Origin of the sequence: Herminiimonas fonticola (assembly GCF_040395855.1) — a bacterium.
Classification (GTDB): Bacteria; Pseudomonadota; Gammaproteobacteria; order Burkholderiales; family Burkholderiaceae_D; genus Oxalicibacterium; species Oxalicibacterium fonticola_A.
The window spans coordinates 1-17423 of the sequence record NZ_JBEBPO010000025.1; the positions used below are offsets into that span (position 1 = coordinate 1).

At 53.9% G+C, this 17423-nt stretch carries 17 protein-coding genes; 2 read left to right on the top strand and 15 right to left on the bottom strand.

What is annotated here, in order from left to right:
- A partial coding sequence (locus ABWP27_RS05370; protein ID WP_353154393.1) for a CoA-transferase occupies positions 1 to 383 on the bottom strand: 383 nt, incomplete at its 3' end.
- A 23-nt stretch (positions 384 to 406) separates the two neighbouring features.
- Positions 407 to 1105, bottom strand: coding sequence for a CoA transferase subunit A (locus ABWP27_RS05375; RefSeq protein ID WP_353154396.1), 699 nt, complete (start codon positions 1103 to 1105; stop codon positions 407 to 409).
- A 133-nt stretch (positions 1106 to 1238) separates the two neighbouring features.
- On the opposite strand from ABWP27_RS05375, the gene ABWP27_RS05380 reads away from it, so the two are divergent.
- Complete coding sequence (locus ABWP27_RS05380) at positions 1239 to 1799, top strand: LuxR C-terminal-related transcriptional regulator (RefSeq protein WP_353154399.1); 561 nt, start codon at positions 1239 to 1241, stop codon at positions 1797 to 1799.
- A 43-nt stretch (positions 1800 to 1842) separates the two neighbouring features.
- Here the strand turns inward: ABWP27_RS05380 and ABWP27_RS05385 are convergent, their stop codons facing one another.
- Positions 1843 to 2619, bottom strand: a complete 777-nt coding sequence (locus ABWP27_RS05385; protein WP_353154401.1) for an SDR family oxidoreductase — start codon at positions 2617 to 2619, stop codon at positions 1843 to 1845.
- Positions 2620 to 2788: 169 nt separating this feature from the next.
- Between ABWP27_RS05385 and ABWP27_RS05390 the strand changes: the two genes are divergently transcribed.
- The gene (locus tag ABWP27_RS05390; RefSeq protein WP_353154404.1) at positions 2789 to 4477 is read left to right on the top strand and encodes an electron transfer flavoprotein-ubiquinone oxidoreductase; all 1689 of its coding nucleotides are present in this window, start codon (positions 2789 to 2791) and stop codon (positions 4475 to 4477) included.
- Between the two features lie 73 nt (positions 4478 to 4550).
- Here ABWP27_RS05390 and ABWP27_RS05395 read toward each other — a convergent pair whose 3' ends face one another.
- The 12 genes from ABWP27_RS05395 to nuoE all read right to left on the bottom strand — a co-directional run bounded on the left by ABWP27_RS05395 (position 4551) and on the right by nuoE (position 17397).
- Positions 4551 to 5105 carry an NUDIX domain-containing protein gene (locus ABWP27_RS05395; protein ID WP_353154407.1) on the bottom strand — a complete coding sequence of 185 codons (555 nt, stop codon included), beginning with the start codon at positions 5103 to 5105 and terminating at the stop codon, positions 4551 to 4553.
- 68 nt (positions 5106 to 5173) lie between these two features.
- Entirely contained in the window at positions 5174 to 5479 is a 306-nt protein-coding gene (locus tag ABWP27_RS05400) for a DUF2818 family protein (RefSeq protein ID WP_353154409.1), read from the bottom strand.
- A 20-nt stretch (positions 5480 to 5499) separates the two neighbouring features.
- Entirely contained in the window at positions 5500 to 6984 is a 1485-nt protein-coding gene (gene nuoN / locus ABWP27_RS05405; RefSeq protein ID WP_353154412.1) for an NADH-quinone oxidoreductase subunit NuoN, read from the bottom strand.
- Between the two features lie 43 nt (positions 6985 to 7027).
- The gene (locus ABWP27_RS05410) at positions 7028 to 8518 is read right to left on the bottom strand and encodes an NADH-quinone oxidoreductase subunit M (protein WP_353154414.1); all 1491 of its coding nucleotides are present in this window, start codon (positions 8516 to 8518) and stop codon (positions 7028 to 7030) included.
- Between the two features lie 26 nt (positions 8519 to 8544).
- Positions 8545 to 10608: an NADH-quinone oxidoreductase subunit L gene (gene nuoL / locus ABWP27_RS05415; RefSeq protein ID WP_353154417.1), complete on the bottom strand. Its 2064-nt coding sequence runs from the start codon at positions 10606 to 10608 to the stop codon at positions 8545 to 8547.
- A gap of 31 nt (positions 10609 to 10639) precedes the next feature.
- Positions 10640 to 10948 carry an NADH-quinone oxidoreductase subunit NuoK gene (nuoK, locus tag ABWP27_RS05420; protein ID WP_076591558.1) on the bottom strand — a complete coding sequence of 103 codons (309 nt, stop codon included), beginning with the start codon at positions 10946 to 10948 and terminating at the stop codon, positions 10640 to 10642.
- Between the two features lie 10 nt (positions 10949 to 10958).
- The gene (locus tag ABWP27_RS05425) at positions 10959 to 11600 is read right to left on the bottom strand and encodes an NADH-quinone oxidoreductase subunit J (protein ID WP_353154420.1); all 642 of its coding nucleotides are present in this window, start codon (positions 11598 to 11600) and stop codon (positions 10959 to 10961) included.
- A 55-nt stretch (positions 11601 to 11655) separates the two neighbouring features.
- The gene (gene nuoI, locus ABWP27_RS05430; protein ID WP_353154422.1) at positions 11656 to 12144 is read right to left on the bottom strand and encodes an NADH-quinone oxidoreductase subunit NuoI; all 489 of its coding nucleotides are present in this window, start codon (positions 12142 to 12144) and stop codon (positions 11656 to 11658) included.
- A gap of 32 nt (positions 12145 to 12176) precedes the next feature.
- A complete protein-coding gene (nuoH, locus tag ABWP27_RS05435) occupies positions 12177 to 13250 on the bottom strand; it encodes an NADH-quinone oxidoreductase subunit NuoH (protein WP_353154425.1) in 1074 nt (357 codons plus the stop codon).
- Positions 13250 to 15574, bottom strand: a complete 2325-nt coding sequence (nuoG, locus tag ABWP27_RS05440) for an NADH-quinone oxidoreductase subunit NuoG (RefSeq protein WP_353154428.1) — start codon at positions 15572 to 15574, stop codon at positions 13250 to 13252. The genes nuoH and nuoG overlap by 1 nt, the downstream gene beginning before the upstream one ends.
- Before the next feature lie 51 nt (positions 15575 to 15625).
- Positions 15626 to 16921 carry an NADH-quinone oxidoreductase subunit NuoF gene (gene nuoF, locus ABWP27_RS05445; RefSeq protein ID WP_353154431.1) on the bottom strand — a complete coding sequence of 432 codons (1296 nt, stop codon included), beginning with the start codon at positions 16919 to 16921 and terminating at the stop codon, positions 15626 to 15628.
- Positions 16918 to 17397 (bottom strand): NADH-quinone oxidoreductase subunit NuoE, encoded by a 480-nt coding sequence (gene nuoE / locus ABWP27_RS05450; RefSeq protein WP_353154434.1) that lies wholly within the window; start codon positions 17395 to 17397, stop codon positions 16918 to 16920. The genes nuoF and nuoE overlap by 4 nt, the downstream gene beginning before the upstream one ends.
- Positions 17398 to 17423: the final 26 nt, after the last annotated feature.

A 17423-nucleotide genomic window follows, 5' to 3' on the forward strand; every position in this document is an offset into this window, starting at 1 on the left:
CCGCCCATGCCCTTGACCATCTTGCCGGGAATCATCCAGTTGGCAAGATCGCCTTTTTCGGAAACCTGCATCGCACCCAGCAAGGCAACATCGATTTTGCCGCCGCGTATCATGCCAAAGGAATCGGCCGAACTGAAATACGATGAACCCGGCAACGATGTCACCGTCTGTTTGCCGGCATTGATCAGATCCGGATCGACCTCATCCTCGGTAGGAAACGGACCTATGCCGAGCAAGCCGTTTTCCGATTGCAGCCAGACGTGAATATCCAGCGGAATGAAATTGGCTACCAGTGTCGGCAAGCCGATGCCGAGATTGACGTAAGCGCCATCGTGCAATTCCCGTGCTGCGCGTGCAGCCATTTCATCTCTGGTCCATGCCATATCGTTCTCCGCGTATTGTTCGACTAGCCGGCGCGCAAGGTACGCTGCTCTATGCGTTTTTGCGGATGTGCATTCAATACGATGCGATGAATGAAAATACCCGGCGTATGTACATCGTCGGGATCGATCTCGCCGATTTCGACCAGCTCTTCCACTTCCACCACGGTGATTTTTCCGGCCATCGCCACATTCGGATTGAAGTTGCGCGCAGTGTGCCGATACACCAGATTCCCGGCCTTGTCAGCCCTGTATGCCTTGACGATGGCAACGTCGACGTTCAGCGCGCGCTCCATCACATATTGCTCGCCATCGAATTCGCGCACCTCCTTGCCTTCTGCAACGACAGTACCTATGCCGGTTTTGGTAAAGAATGCCGGAATACCGGCACCTGCGGCGCGCAGTTTTTCGGCCAGCGTGCCTTGCGGCGTGAATTCCACTTCCAGTTCGCCGGCCAGGTACTGACGCTCGAACTCCTTGTTCTCTCCGACATAGGAGGAAATCATTTTCCTGATCTGCCGCGTTGCCAGCAGTTGTCCAAGACCGGCATCATCCACACCTGCATTGTTGGAAATGGCCGTCAGGTTCTTCACACCGGAATCTCGCAATGCGGCAATCAGCGCTTCCGGAATGCCGCACAAACCGAAGCCGCCGACAGCAATGGTTTGTCCATCCCTGACAATATCGGCCAGTGCCAGCGCTGCATCGGGATAAACTTTGTTCATAGCTACCCTTCTTTGTGTAGAGTAAACCGTCAGGAACGAAAACGCTTCGGCTGTATCGGCCAGCATAAGATGCCGTAGCAGCAATCGCAATACCGTAGAACTACGATTTGGCACGCTGAAAGACAGGCAATCAATGACGGACTCGGCAAACATCGACTATGCAAGCATCTTCCAGCATGCGCCTGTCGGCATGTGCGTCTCGCAGCACAGGGTAATGCATGCCTGCAATACCGCATTGACGCAGATGTTTGGTTACGCCGAGGGTGCGCTGGCAGGATTGTCGTTTTCCGTCCTGTATCCGAGCCACACGGAATTCGAACGTACCGGCGCACGCATCATTCCCATCATGAATGCAAAAGGCTGCTATTCGGACGAACGCATCATGAAACGCGCAGATGGCCAGTTATTCTGGTGTCATGTCAGCGGTCGTGCCTTGGTAGCGAATGATCCGCACGCAGCCGGAATCTGGACGTTTGAAGATTTGAGTGAGAAGCGACCCGTGACGGCGGCGCTGACACCGCGCGAACGCGAAATTGCCGCCATGCTGGTCGAGGGGAAAACCAGCAAACTGATTGCACGGCAAATCGGGCTCAGTCCGCGCACAGTGGAAATGCACAGAGCGAAACTGATGCGGAAATTTACCGTCAGCACTGCCAGCGAATTGATTCATCGCCTGCTGGGCGTGCTGCGGTAAATTAGTGTCGCATTAAATTTTCTGCAATCTGAAGTGTAAAAACTTAATGCGCACTCATGCCATCGTCGGCCGTCATGATGGCGCCGTTGATGAAGTGCGATTCTTCCGCCGCCAATAGCAACAGCAAACCATCCAGATCTTCCGGCTTGCCGATACGTTTGCGTGGCAAGGCATCCAGCAGCTTCTTTCCCTGTTCGCTCTTGAAGTATTCCTGATTGAGCTCGGTGCTGATGTAGCCCGGGCAGATCGCATTGACGTTGATGCCGAACCTGCCCCACTCCACCGCCATCGTCTTGGTCATATGCACCAGCGCCGCCTTGCTCATGCTGTACAGGCCAAGTTCCGGCACTACACGCAATCCGGCGACCGAAGCAATGTTGATAATGCGGTGCTGCTTCTTCGCATCGCCCTTGGCGCGCGCAATCATCCGCTTGGCCACTTCCTGCGCCACGAAAAATGCACCGCGCTGATTGGTATCCATCACGTAGGCGTATTCTTCCGGCGTCACATCAAGCAGACGTCCGCTGGCAGAAACTCCCGCATTGTTAACCAGGATATCGATTGCACCGGCTTCGGTTTCTGCATGCGCAATGGCCGACTTGATACTCGCGTAATCGGTCACATCCAGCGTCACAACATGTGCGGCGCCGCCCTCTGCCTCGATCTCGGCACGCAACTCCTTGAGCCTGTCCACACGACGGGCAGCCAGTATGACTTGTGCACCCGCCATCGCCAGCACCTTTGCAAAGCGCGCGCCAAGTCCACTGGAAGCGCCGGTAACCAGGGCAACCTTGCCTTCAAAATTGACTTCTATGCCCACGACATTCTCCTGAATTGCTCTTGATTATTAACGCACGAAAAACAAAAAGTGACGTTAGAGGCGTTATGATTACACGAAAGCGCAGCAATGCGCGTTTTACACCTCATGCCCACTGCGAAACCGCGCGACAATAACGCCTTCGCATGCAGATAATTAGACTGTTTTTACCATGACCCAGACCTCCTCCCCAGAATCCAGCCTGTTAGCCCAATACGGTCCACGCGAAGCAATGGAATATGACGTTGTGATAGTTGGCGGCGGACCGGCCGGCTTGGCGGCGGCCATACGGCTCAAACAGCTTGCCGCTGAACAAAATCACGAGGTTTCCGTCTGCATTCTGGAAAAAGGCGGAGAACTGGGCGCGCACATACTCTCCGGTGCGGTGATGGATCCGCAGGCGCTGACCGAATTGCTGCCCGACTGGAAAGAACTGGGCGCACCGCTCCATACCCCTGTCAGCGAAGACCGCTTCCTGTTCCTGACCGAGAACAAAGCCTACAAGACGCCGAACTTCCTGCTGCCGGCCTGTTTCCAGAATCACGGCAATTACGTCGTTTCGCTGGCCAATGTGGTCCGCTGGCTGGGACAGCAGGCCGAAGCGCTGGGTGTGGAAGTTTTCCCCGGTTTTCCGGCGGCGGAAATTTTGTACAACGAGGATGGCTCTGTCAAAGGCGTGGCTACCGGCAATATGGGTATAGACCGTGCCGGCCAGCCGACTGCCGCCTTTCAGCTCGGAATGGAACTGCACGCCAAATACACGCTGTTCGCCGAAGGTTCGCGCGGCCATCTCGGCAAGCAGTTGATGGACAAATTCAACCTCAACCAGGGCAAGGCACCGCAAACTTACGGTATCGGCATCAAGGAGTTGTGGGAAATCGATCCGGCCCTGCATCAAGCGGGACTCGTCATTCACACTGCCGGCTGGCCGCTGAAGAGCGATACCTATGGCGGCTCCTTCCTGTATCACCTGGAAAACAATCAGGTCGCCGTCGGCTATGTGGTCGGACTCGGTTATGCCAATCCCTATCTGTCGCCGTTTGAAGAATTCCAGCGTTATAAAACGCATCCGGAAATCAGCCGTTTCTTCAAAGGCGGCAAACGCATTTCCTATGGCGCCCGCGCCATTACCGCCGGCGGTTTGCAATCATTGCCCAAGCTGGTCTTTGCCGGTGGCGCGTTGATAGGCTGCGATGCAGGCTTCCTGAATACAAGCCGCATCAAGGGTAGCCATGCTGCCATCAAGAGCGGCATGCTGGCAGCAGACGCTGCATTTGCAGCATTGGCGGGCGGTCGTCAGTACGACGAACTGAGCGACTACCCACAGGCATTCGAAAAATCATGGTTGCATGAAGAATTGCACGTCGCGCGCAACTTCAAACCGTGGATGAGCAAAGGTTTGTACACCGGTGCATTGATGGTGGGTATCGATCAATTGATCTTGCGCGGCAAGGCACCATGGACCTTGCGCAATACGCATGCCGATCATGCCTGCCTGCGTCCTGCTTCCGAGTTTCAACCGATTGCTTATCCGAAGCCGGACAATACACTGACCTTCGATAGACTGTCGTCGGTGTTCATCTCCAACACCAATCATGCAGAAGATCAGCCCATTCATTTGACCTTGAAGGATGCCAGCGTACCGGTAGCCATCAATCTGGCGCAGTATGCCGGACCGGAAGCGCGTTACTGTCCTGCTGCGGTGTATGAATTTGTCAAAACCGATGCAGGTGAAGACAGGCTGCAGATCAATGCGCAAAACTGCGTGCATTGCAAAACCTGCGATATCAAGGACCCTACGCAAAATATCGTATGGGTGACGCCGGAAGGCGGTGGCGGGCCGAACTATCCGAATATGTAAAAATCAGTCCGGGAAGAAAACAAAAAAGCCGCTATGCGGCTTTTTTTACAACCTGTTTTTTACTGCGCTGCGATCATATTTTCCATTCGCCGCTCAATATTTTTTCCAGCCAGAATGCACCGATCACGGTCTTCACGTCGGTAATTTTTCCTTCGCGTATCCAGCTCAGCAAATCGGATGGCGCAGCCTTGAAGGTTTCGAGGAATTCTTCATCATCCAGCTTGCGCTCCCCCTCAGTCAGGCCGCGCGCCAGATATAAATCCAGATGTTCGTCAGCATAGGCAATCGCATTATGTATCGTGCAGACGAATTGCCAGTCGGTAGCCGTATAACCTGTTTCTTCCAGCAACTCGCGCTGGGCACAGGCTAATGGCTGTTCGCCAGGATCGATTTTTCCGGCAGGGAATTCGATAAAGACGCGATCCAGCGGGTAGCGAAACTGGCGTTCCATCAATACGGAACCGTCGTCGAACAGCGGCAGAATCACGACTGCGCCAGGATGCCTGATGTACTCACGCGTGGTCGGCTGGCCATTCGGCAGACGCACCGTATCGCGCTGCACTTTCAGAAAGTGGCCATCGTAGGCCAGCGTACTGTCGATGCGGATTTCTTTCAGATGATTATCCATATTCCGGCTCCGATAACGCGCTAACAATGCTCGACAGATGGAAGTAATGGAAAAGCGTCGCCTGACGCTCAGTGATGATGCTTGCGCATATAGCGCATGACAAAACCAGGATAGGCCAGCACGAGAAACAGGCAGCCGGTGATGGCAAAAAATTCCCAGCCTTGCGGAAACACGCTACCGATACGCAATTCCAGCAAGCCGGCCACCAGGCCGACTGCCAGGTACAGCAGGAACAATTCAATCAAGCGCAACCAGACCGGCTTGACTGGCCGCGGAAAGGGAATAATCGCAAACAAGCGCTCATTGAAGAATGGCAGGTTGGCGCAAAAGAGCGCCAACAAAATCACAAACCAGCTAGCCAGCGAGACATCCACTCAGCAACAGTCTATCGTCGTCAGGACGCAAGCGTCTTGACGATGGCAGCTGCACAGGCCGCCATCAGCGGTCCAGGCACCAGGCCCAGGGCCAGCAATGCCGCACCGTTGATGCTCAACATTACGGTGACATCCTTGTTGGCAACGATCTTCGCAGTATCAGCCGGTTCATCGAAGTACATGACCTTGACTACGCGCAGATAGTAGAAGGCGCCGATCAGCGAGAACAGCACTGCCACCACTGCCAGCCAGATTTGTCCGGTACTCAGAACCGCTTGCAAGACTGCCAGTTTGGCGTAGAAGCCGACTACCGGCGGCACGCCTGCCAGCGAGAACATCAGCAACAATGTTACGAAGGCAAACCATGGGCTGCGTTGATTCAGGCCTTTGAAGTCGTCAATGTTGTCGGCTTCAAAACCGGCACGCGACAACAGCATGATGACGCCGAACATGCCGAGCGTAGTCAGCACATAGGTGATGACATAGAACATCGCGGCGCCATAACCATTGGTGGTCGAACCGTCTGCACCGGCTACTACGCCAGACAACAGGCCGAGCAGAATGAAGCCGACTTGCGAGATGGTCGAATACGCCAGCATGCGTTTGATATTGGTTTGCATGATCGCGGTGATGTTACCGATCGCCATCGACAGCACGGCAAGTATCGTCAGCATTTGCTGCCAATCGATCACCAGCGCAGGCAAGGCTTCCACCAGCAGACGCATCGTGATCGCGAATGCAGCCAGCTTGGGTGCACCGCCCAGCATCAGCGTCACCGCAGTTGGTGCACCTTGATAAACGTCCGGCACCCACATATGGAATGGCACGGCGCCAAGTTTGAATGCCAGGCCGGCAACCACAAATACCAGGCCGAAAATCAGTACCGGCTTGTTGACAGCACCGCTTGCAATCACACGTGCAACTTCAGTCAAATCGAGTGAACCGGTCGCGCCGTACAACATCGAAATACCGTACAGCAGGAAGCCTGAAGCCAGCGCACCGAGAACAAAATATTTCATCGCTGCTTCAATTGCCACCGCATTGTCGCGACGGAAAGCTACCAGCGCATACAGCGACAGCGACATGATTTCGAGGCCGAGATAGATGATCAGGAAGTTGTTGGCCGACATCATGACCATCTGACCAAGAACAGTAAACAGCGACAGGATGTAGAACTCGCCACCCAGACGGCCGTTCACCATTTGACGATCTTCCAGATACTGACGCGAATAGATGAGCGTCAGCCCGATCGCGATATACGTGCAGAACTTGAGCAGATTCGACATCGGGTCCGAAACGAACATATTGCCGAAACTGTAGCTGGTCGCACCAGCGCTGAAATCACTCAGACTGAGTACCGCGCACACAACCAGGGTTGCGAGCGACAATATGTAAGTCAGGTAGCGTTTCGCATCCGACAGAAACAAATCGATCAGCAGGATTGCACAGGTTGCAGCTGCCAGGAAGATTTCAGGAAGGACAGGTATCAGATTCAAATTATTCATTTTGTCGCAGTGTGTGTGCGTTCAGTTGCGCGGTTGCAGAGCGTTAAGGGAGCTTCGAAATCGCGACGTGCTTGAGCAAATCAGCGACCGAAGTCTGCATAACATCTGTGAAAGGCGCCGGATACAGACCCATCGCCAATACGGCAATGGCCAGCAAACCAAGCATCAGGAATTCACGCTTGTTGATATCCGTCAGTTCCGCCACGTGGTGATTGGTAACAGCGCCGAAAATCACGCGCTTGGCCAGCCACAGTGAATACGCTGCACCCAGAATCAATGCAGTTGCTGCCAGCAGGCCGATCCAGAAATTGTATTTGACCGCGCCCAGAATCACCATGAACTCGCCCACGAAACCGGAGGTTGCCGGCAAGCCTGCATTACCCATCGAGAACAGCACGAAGAATGCAGCGAATTTAGGCATGGTGTTCACGACACCGCCGTAGTCGGCGATATTACGCGAGTGCATACGGTCATAGAGCACGCCGATACACAGGAACATCGCGCCCGACACAAAGCCGTGCGAAATCATTTGTGCGATACCGCCCTGCACTGCCATGTCGTTGAACATGAAGAAGCCGAGTGTGACGAAGCCCATGTGTGCAATCGATGAATAAGCCACCAGCTTTTTCATATCCTTTTGCACCAGCGCGACCAGACCGATATAGATCACGGCGATCAGCGACAGCGTGATCATGAAGCCGGACAGGTAATGGCTGGCATCCGGTGTAATCGGCAGCGAAAAACGCAGGAAGCCGTATGCACCGAGTTTCAGCATGATCGCAGCCAGCACGACGGAGCCGCCGGTTGGCGCTTCCACGTGAGCGTCCGGCAACCATGTATGCACTGGCCACATCGGCACCTTGACTGCAAACGCCATCAGGAAAGCCAGGAAAATCAGGATCTGCGCATCCATAGGCAGCGGCAAGGTATGCCACGCCAGAATGTCGAAGCTGTGGCCGGACTTGAAGTACAGGTACAGCAAGGCCACCAGCATCAACAGCGAGCCGAAGAAGGTGTACAGGAAGAACTTGATCGATGCATAGACGCGATTTGCACCGCCCCATACGCCGATGATGATGAACATCGGAATCAGTGTCGATTCAAAGAACACATAGAACAGCAAACCGTCCAGTGCGCAGAACACGCCGATCATCAAGCCGGACAGGATCAGGAACGCACCCATGTACTGGCCTACACGCTTCGTGATCACTTCCCATCCGGCGATCACGACGAAAATCGTAATGAAAGCCGTCAAGACGACGAACCACATCGACAAGCCATCGACGCCGAGCGAGTAGTTGATGTTGAAAATATCAATCCACTTGAATTTTTCAACGAACTGCATGCCATGCGCAGCATTGTTGAATTGCGCAACCAGCGGCAAGGTCACCAGAAAACTGACGATGGCGCCGATCAGCGAAACGCTGCGCGCAACGTTTGGATTATCGTCACGGCCAATAACCAGAACGAAGATACCGAACGCGATTGGCAACCAGATCGCGAGACTTAACAGGGGAAATGTTGACTGCATCATGTTTTTATTTGCTCTATTTCGCTAACTTATTGGGCGAACGATGGGAACGGCAAGAAATAAATCAGGAAACCCAGCACGCCGAGAATCATGACGAATGCGTAGTGATAAATGTAGCCGGTCTGCAGCGTACGAACGATGCTGGAGAACCAGCCCACCAATTTCGCACTGCCGTTCACGATCAATCCATCGATCAACGTCTTGTCGCCCACATTGGAAAAACCACCGCCCAGCACACGCGCACCGCGGGCAATGACGACTTCATTGAATTTATCCATGTAGTACTTGTTGTCGAGCAGCTTGTACAAGGCATGGAAATTCTTGAAGAACCAGGCTGGAACGCGCGGATTGATCATGTAGCAGTAGTAAGCCGCCACCACACCAGCCAGCGCCAGCCAGAACGGCGCCGTTTGCAGGCCATGAATCGCCATCGCTGCCGCACCGTGGAACATTTCATTCAGTTCTGCCATGCCGCCATGCTTGGGATCGACAGCAATCACGCCTTTGAAGAAATCGCCATGCAACATAGGCTCAATCGCAAAGTAGCCGATCACAACCGATGGTATCGCCAGCAGGATCAACGGCAAGGTCACTACCCAAGGCGACTCGTGCGGTTTTTGGCCAGGAGCCAGACCGTGATGTGCCGCGTCGTCATGCTCGTCATCAGCGTGAGCGTGATCGTCATGCGCATGATCATCATGTGCATGCGCCTTGCCGAAACGTTCTTCACCATGGAATACCAGGAAGTACATGCGGAAGGAATAGAACGCGGTCACGAAAACGCCAGCCAGCACTGCAAAGTTGGCAAAGCCTGCGCCGGCAATATGGGTCGCATGCACAGCTTCAATGATGCTGTCTTTCGAATAGAAACCGGCGAAGAACGGCGTACCAATCAATGCCAGCGAGCCCAGCAAGGAAGTGATCCACGTGATCTTCATGTACTTGCGCAGACCACCCATGTTGCGGATGTCCTGATCGTGATGCATGCCGATGATGACGGAACCTGCGGCAAGGAACAGCAACGCCTTGAAGAATGCGTGCGTCATCAAGTGGAACACGGCAACCGAGTAAGCCGATGCACCCAGCGCTACGGTCATGTAACCGAGTTGCGACAGCGTCGAATAAGCGACCACGCGTTTGATATCGTTCTGGATAATACCCAGGAAGCCCATGAACAGCGCAGTAATCGAACCGATAATCAGGATGAAGGACAAGGCGGTATCCGACAACTCGAACAGCGGCGACATGCGCGCCACCATGAAGATACCGGCGGTAACCATCGTCGCTGCGTGAATCAGTGCGGAAATCGGGGTCGGGCCTTCCATCGAATCAGGCAGCCAGACGTGCAGCGGAAACTGAGCCGATTTACCCATTGCGCCGATGAACAGACAGATGCAGGCAACAGTCAGCAGCATCCAGTCGGTGCCCGGCAAAGTCAGCTGCGCCAACGCATCTTTCTTCGCGAAGACTTCAGCGTAATCCATCGAACCGGCATAAGCCAGCAGCAAGCCAATACCCAGGATGAAACCGAAATCGCCGACACGGTTAACCAGGAAGGCCTTCATGTTCGCCACGACTGCGGTCGGTTTGGTGTACCAGAAACCGATCAGCAGGTAGGACACCAGACCCACAGCTTCCCAGCCGAAGAACAGTTGCAGGAAGTTGTTGCTCATGACCAGCATCAGCATGGCAAACGTGAACAGGGAAATATACGAGAAGAAGCGGTTATAGCCTTCATCCTCTTCCATGTAACCGATCGTGTAGATATGCACCATCAGCGACACGAAGGTCACCACGCACATCATCATCGCGGTCAGACTGTCGATCAGGAAGCCGACCTCAAGTTTCAGTCCGGCGACCGTCATCCATGTGTACAAACTGCCATTGAACGTGGCGCCGTCAAGAACCAGCGACATCGTGTGCAAGGACAGGATGAATGCGATCAGCACGCCAAGTATCGTCACGGAATGCGACGCCTTGCGGCCGATTAAATTGCCAAAAAATTTGGTACCAAACAAACCAGCAATCAGTGATCCCGCAAGTGGTGCCAGCGGTACGATCAGAAGGAGGTGTGGGTTAAGTTGCCCCGCCATGATGATGAAACCTTATCGTTATTGTTCGGAATTAGCCTTTGAGACTGTCTAGATCTTCGACATTGATGGTATCCAGGGTACGGAACATGGAAACCAGAATGGCAAGACCGATTGCAGCTTCAGCAGCGGCTACCGTCAAAATGAAGAAAACAAAAATCTGGCCGGCGGCGTCACCCAGGAAATAGGAAAACGCGACGAAATTCATATTCACAGCCAGCAGCATCAATTCGATGGCCATCAGCAGAATGATGATGTTTTTACGATTCAGAAAAATACCGACTATCGAGATCGCGAACAGGATCGCGCCGAGAATCAGGTAATGTACGAGCGATAACTCCACAACACTCCCCTTATTTTTGTTCTGCTGCAGGAGCAGCTGGTTGATCGTCAGTGGCACGCGTGGATTCCGCTTTCATCTTCACGATGCGCAGACGATCGCCCGATTTGACTCTGACTGCATCGCCAGGCGCAAAATACTTGCTGTCCTTGCGCTTGCGCATCGTCAATGCCACAGCAGCTACCATTGCCAGCAACAACAGCAACGCAGCGAGCTCGAATGCATACAGGTACTGGGTATAAATCAGCTTGCCCAGTTCTTTCGTGTTGCCGATCATGGCTGCTGCTTCCGGCACTTGCGTATGCGCCTTCCAGAAACCGCGGAACAATACTGCGGCCATTTCCAGCACGATCACGACACCGATGGTCGCTGCCAGTGGCAGATAACCCCAGAAACCTTCACGTACATTGGTCAGCTTGATGTCGACCATCATGACAACGAACAGGAACAGCACCATCACTGCGCCGACATACACCAGCACCAGCACGATGGAGAGGAACTCGGCCTTGAGCAACATCCACAACGCAGCTGCCGTACAAAACGTCAGTACGAGGAACAATGCCGCATGAACCGGATTGGAATCGGTGACGACGCGTATGGCGGCGAAGAGCAGAATCGCCGAAAACACGTAAAACAAGACAGTTGTAAATTCCATAATCAACCAAAAAGTCAGCAAAAAGTCAGCGTAATACGGCTGCTAATACTATTAATCAACGATAGGCCGCATCTGCGGTACGTGCGGCTGCAATTTCAGGCTCATAACGATCACCTACTGCCAGCAGCATTTCCTTGGTGTAGTACAGATCGCCGCGTTTCTCGCCGTGGTATTCGAAAATGTGCGTTTCCACAATCGAATCGACCGGGCAGGATTCTTCGCAGAAACCGCAGAAAATACATTTGGTCAGATCGATGTCGTAACGAGTCGTACGGCGTGAACCGTCATCGCGCTGTTCCGATTCGATCGTGATCGCCATCGCAGGACATACTGCTTCACACAGTTTGCAGGCGATGCAACGCTCTTCACCGTTCGGATAACGACGCAATGCATGCAAACCACGGAAACGCGGCGACTGCGGTGTCTTTTCTTCCGGGAACTGCACGGTAATCTTGCGCGAAAACATATAGCGTCCGGTCAGGGCCATGCCCTTGAACAGCTCGCGCAACATCAAACTACCGAAAAAATCCTTAATAGCTTCCATCTTGGCTTCCCTCTTTGCTCAGCCTTGCTGCATTAATTCCAGATATTCCACGAGGTTTTCATCCAGATCGCGACGATCAACAGATAAACCAAAGTCAATGGAATGAATACTTTCCAACCCAGACGCATGATTTGATCGTAGCGATAGCGTGGGAACGATGCACGGAACCAGATAAACAGGGTCACGACGAACAGTGTTTTCGCACCGAGCCAGATCCAGCCTGGAACCCATGTGAACGGAGCCATGTCGATAGGTGACGACCAGCCACCCAGGAACATCAGCGTTGCCATGATCGAAATCAGCCACATGTTGGCGTATTCAGCCAGGAAGAACATTGCGAACGACATGCCCGAATATTCAACCATGTGACCTGCAACGATCTCGGACTCGCCTTCCACCACGTCGAACGGATGGCGATTCAATTCCGCCGTACCGGAGATGATGTAGATGATGAACATCGGCAGCAGCGGCAACCAGTTCCACGACAGGAAGGTCAGGCCCATATCGGCGAAACGACCGGAAGTTTGTTGCGTGACGATCTCCGACAGATTCAGGCTGCCCGACACCATCAGTACAATCACCAGCACGAAGCCCATCGCGATTTCATACGAAATCATTTGTGCCGAGGCACGCATCGCACCAAGGAACGCATATTTGGAGTTGGATGCCCAGCCCGCCACAATCACGCCGTAGACTTCCAGCGAAGTAATTGCCATCACGAACAGCAAGCCGGCGTTGACGTTTGCCAATGCTGCTTCAGGTCCGAACGGAATCACCGCCCATGCCGCCAGTGCCGGCATGATGGTCATGATAGGAGCGATCAGGAACAGCGCCTTGCTCGATTTCGCCGGAACGACGATCTCTTTGAGCAACAGTTTGACGCCGTCGGCGATCGGTTGCAGCAAACCTGCAGGACCGGTACGGTTGGGCCCATGACGCACGTGCATCCAGCCGATGATCTTGCGTTCCCACAAAGTCAGATAGGCAACCGCACCCATCAATGGCGCAACAACTGCAACAATTTTTACCAGAGTCCATACCAGCGGCCAGTAATAGCCGAGGAATGCGTTACCCGTTGCGTGGACGGATGCCAACAATTGATCCATTACGCTTTCTCCACGCTGATAGCACCAAACATCGCGCCGAGGGCTGCGGTCTCTTGACGACCGGCAGCTACGCGCACCACATTTGCAGGCAGGTTTGCTGCAATGGCTGCGACCAGCACTGCACTACCCTCACCTTGCGTAACCTTGACTTGCCCACCTGCTGCAACACCGAGCTTGGCTGCCAGCTCGGCCGACAACCATGCTTGCGGTACTGCTGCATCATTGGTTGCCTGCAGCGCTGGAGCACGACGTACGATTGCATCGGTAGCATAAATCGATACATCGGCGACACGTTCCAATGACGAAGCTGCAGTTGCAACAGCCACTTGCGGCGCTGCCTTGACGATATTGTTCAGGCGATTGCTCAGATCCGCTTCGGCCGGCGTATTGGCACCGAGAATTTCATTGCGAATCGCTTCCGACGTTTCGTAATCGAAACCTTGCAAGCCAGTCAGATTCCCCAGCACACGCAATACTTTCCATGCCGGACGCGTATCGCCCAGAGGCTTGACGGTGCCGTTGAAACTTTGTGCACGGCCTTCGCAGTTGACGAAGGTGCCGGAAGTTTCCGAGAACGGTGCAGTCGGCAACAACACATCGGCGTAATCCGCACCGTGTTTATATGGCGACATAACGACGACCATCTCCGCCTGCTCCAGCGCGCGACGTGCTGCCTGCGGGTTATAGGTATCCAGCTCAGGTTCTGCATTCAGCAGCAAGAATGCCTTGCGAGGCTGTGCAAAAATCTGCGCTGCATCCACACCATTGGCACCGGCGATATAACCACCGACGCTATTGGCTGCTTCTGTCAGGAAACCAAACTTGGCTTCCGTATTCTGTGCAATCCATTGCGCTGCAGCGTGCAATTGTGCCGCTTGCGAGTGTTGCAGTACTGCGTTACCGAGCAGGACAGCTTTCGGCTCGCCAGACAACAAGGATGCAGCGATTTGTTTCGCTTCAGCCGATACCTGAACATTGTCGAAACCTGCAGGAGCTGCCACGCCTTTGGCTTGTGCGACTGCTGCCACGACTTCAGACAATGCTGCCAGCCAGTCGGATGGCGCCTTGATCATCTTGTTGGCAACCGGCATCAGCAGGTCGTCATCGGTCGCATGCAGAATGCTGACGCTCGCGCCCTTCTTGACTGCTGCGCGCAGACGCGCTGCCAGCAATGGATGATCCTTGCGCAGGAAGGAACCGATCACGAATGCGCGCTTCAAACCGGCGAATTCATTGATCGACATACCCAGCCATGGAGTAACGGCGGTATCGAGCGGTGCTGCCTGGCGCAAACGGAAGTCCACATTGTTGGACTCCATGCCGCGCACGAGCTTCTGCAGCAAGGACAGTTCTTCCAGCGTCGAGCTTGGCGTTGCCAATGCAGCGATTGCATCCGCACCATGTTCATGCTTGATGTTACGCAGACCGTGCGCAACATATTCCAGAGCGGTTTGCCAGTCGGTTTCCTGCCATTTTCCGTCTTGCTTGATCATCGGACTGGTCAAACGATCTTCGCTGTTCAAACCTTCGTAAGCGAAACGATCCTTATCCGAAATCCAGCATTCGTTGACGTCATCATTTTCCAGCGGCAGTACGCGCATCACTTTGCCGGCCTTCACTTGCACGACCAGGTTTGCACCCAGGCCGTCATGTGGGCTAACCGATTTGCGGCGCGACAGTTCCCAGGTACGAGCGCTGTAACGGAACGGTTTCGATGTCAGTGCGCCAACCGGGCACAGATCGATCATGTTGCCGGACAGTTCGGAGTCGACAGTTTTACCAACGAAGGAAGTGATTTCTGCATGTTCGCCGCGACCCAGCATGCCGAATTCCATCACGCCGGCAACTTCCTGGCCGAAACGGACGCAACGCGTGCAGTGAATGCAACGGCTCATCTCTTGCATCGAGATCAGCGGGCCGACGTCTTTCGGTACGACCACGCGCTTTTCTTCTGCGTAACGCGAAGTTGATTCGCCGTAGCCGACTGCCAGATCCTGCAATTGGCATTCGCCACCCTGATCGCAGATCGGGCAATCAAGCGGGTGATTGATCAGCAGGAATTCCATCACGCCTTTTTGCGCCTGCACTGCCTTTTCGCTATGCGAGCGTACGATCATGCCGGGTGTGACCGGGGTCGCACAGGCCGGCAAAGGCTTCGGTGCTTTTTCAACCTCGACCAAGCACATGCGGCAGTTCGCCGCGATGGATAATTTTTTGTGATAACAGAAGTGCGGAATGTAGGTGCCGATTTTATTGGCAGCGTCCATCACCATGCTGCCGGCTTCCACTTCGACTTTTTTACCGTCTATTTCGATTTCAACCATGGCCATACTTTTTTGCCTTAGTGTTCTCAGTTACGTATTCAGCAAGCTGACTTAAACGTACGCGGGTACCAAGCAATGCTTATGCTCGATGTGATATTCAAATTCTTCGCGGAAATTCAGAATCATCGCGCGTACCGGCATCGCCGCTGCATCGCCCAGTGCGCAGATCGTGCGGCCCTGGATATTGTCAGCAATCGAATTCAGCATATCGAGATCTTCCGCCCGGCCCTGGCCGTTTTCGATACGGTGCACCATGCGATACAACCAGCCGGTACCTTCGCGGCATGGCGTGCACTGACCGCAAGATTCTTCAAAATAGAAGTAGGACAGTCGCAATAGCGCCTTGACCATGCAACGTGTTTCATCCATTACGATGACGGCACCCGAACCCAGCATGGAACCGGCTTTGGCGACCGAGTCGTAATCCATGTCAGTCGCCATCATGAGGTCACCCTTGACGACCGGTACTGACGAGCCGCCAGGAATGACTGCTTTGAGCTTTTTGCCGCCGCGCACACCACCTGCCAGCTTCAGCAATTCGGCAAATGGGGTGCCGAGCGGAATTTCGTAATTGCCAGGACGTTCTACGTCGCCAGACACCGAAAAGATTTTGGTGCCACCGTTGTTTGGCTTGCCCATTGCAGCATAAGCGTCAGCGCCCACCTGAAAAATGAAAGGCACAGCAGCAAAGGTCTCGGTATTGTTGATCGTCGTTGGCTTACCGTACAAACCATAGCTGGCAGGAAACGGCGGCTTGAAGCGCGGTTGGCCTTTTTTGCCTTCCAGCGACTCCAGCAACGCGGTTTCTTCGCCGCAAATGTACGCGCCATAACCATGGAATGCGTGCAGCTGAAAGCTGTATGCCGAACCCAGAATACGATCGCCGAGGAAACCTGCTGCACGCGCCTGCTCCAGCGCCTCTTCAAAACGTGCGTATTCGGCAAAAATTTCGCCGTGAATATAGTTGTAGCCTACGCTGACACCCATTGCGTAAGCGGCGATGGTCATGCCCTCAATCACTGCATGCGGGTTGTAGCGAAGGATATCGCGATCCTTGAAAGTACCAGGCTCGCCTTCATCGGAATTACAAACCAGATACTTTTGGCCTTCGTAATTCTTCGGCATGAAGCTCCACTTCAAACCGCTAGGAAAACCCGCACCACCGCGACCACGCAGTGTCGATGCCTTGACTTCAGCTATGACCTGCTCAGACGTCATGCCTTCGCTGAGGATACGCTTCAGCGATGCGTATCCACCACGCTTGACATACTCTTCCAGACCCCAGTTATCACCGGTAAGACCGGCCAAAATCAATGGTTTGATATGACGATTATGCAGACTGGTCATTTCTTCAATTCCTCTACCAGCGCATCAATCTTGTCATTCGACATGAAGCTGCACATGCGCTTGTTATTCACGATCATCACAGGTGCATCACCACAAGCGCCCATGCACTCGCCTTCAATCAGCGTGAACTGGCCGTCTGCCGTGGTTTCGCGATAGTCGATACCGAGCTTATCTTTCAGATAATGTGCCGCTCTCTCGCCGCCGGATAACATGCAAGGCAAGTTGGTGCACACTGAAATCTTGTGCTTGCCGACCGGCTTGGTGTCGTACATATTGTAGAAAGTCGCCACTTCCTGCACCGCGATCGCCGGCATACCAAGGTAATCGGCAACTTCCTGCATTACTTCCGGTGGCAACCAGCCAGTTTCATCCTGCGCAATGGCGAGAGCCGCCATAACGGCAGACTGCTTTTGATCCGCTGGAAATTTGGCGATCTCGCGATCGATTTTTTTATACGCTTGCTCTGATAACAGCATGTCTATGCCTCAAATATTGAGCCGCG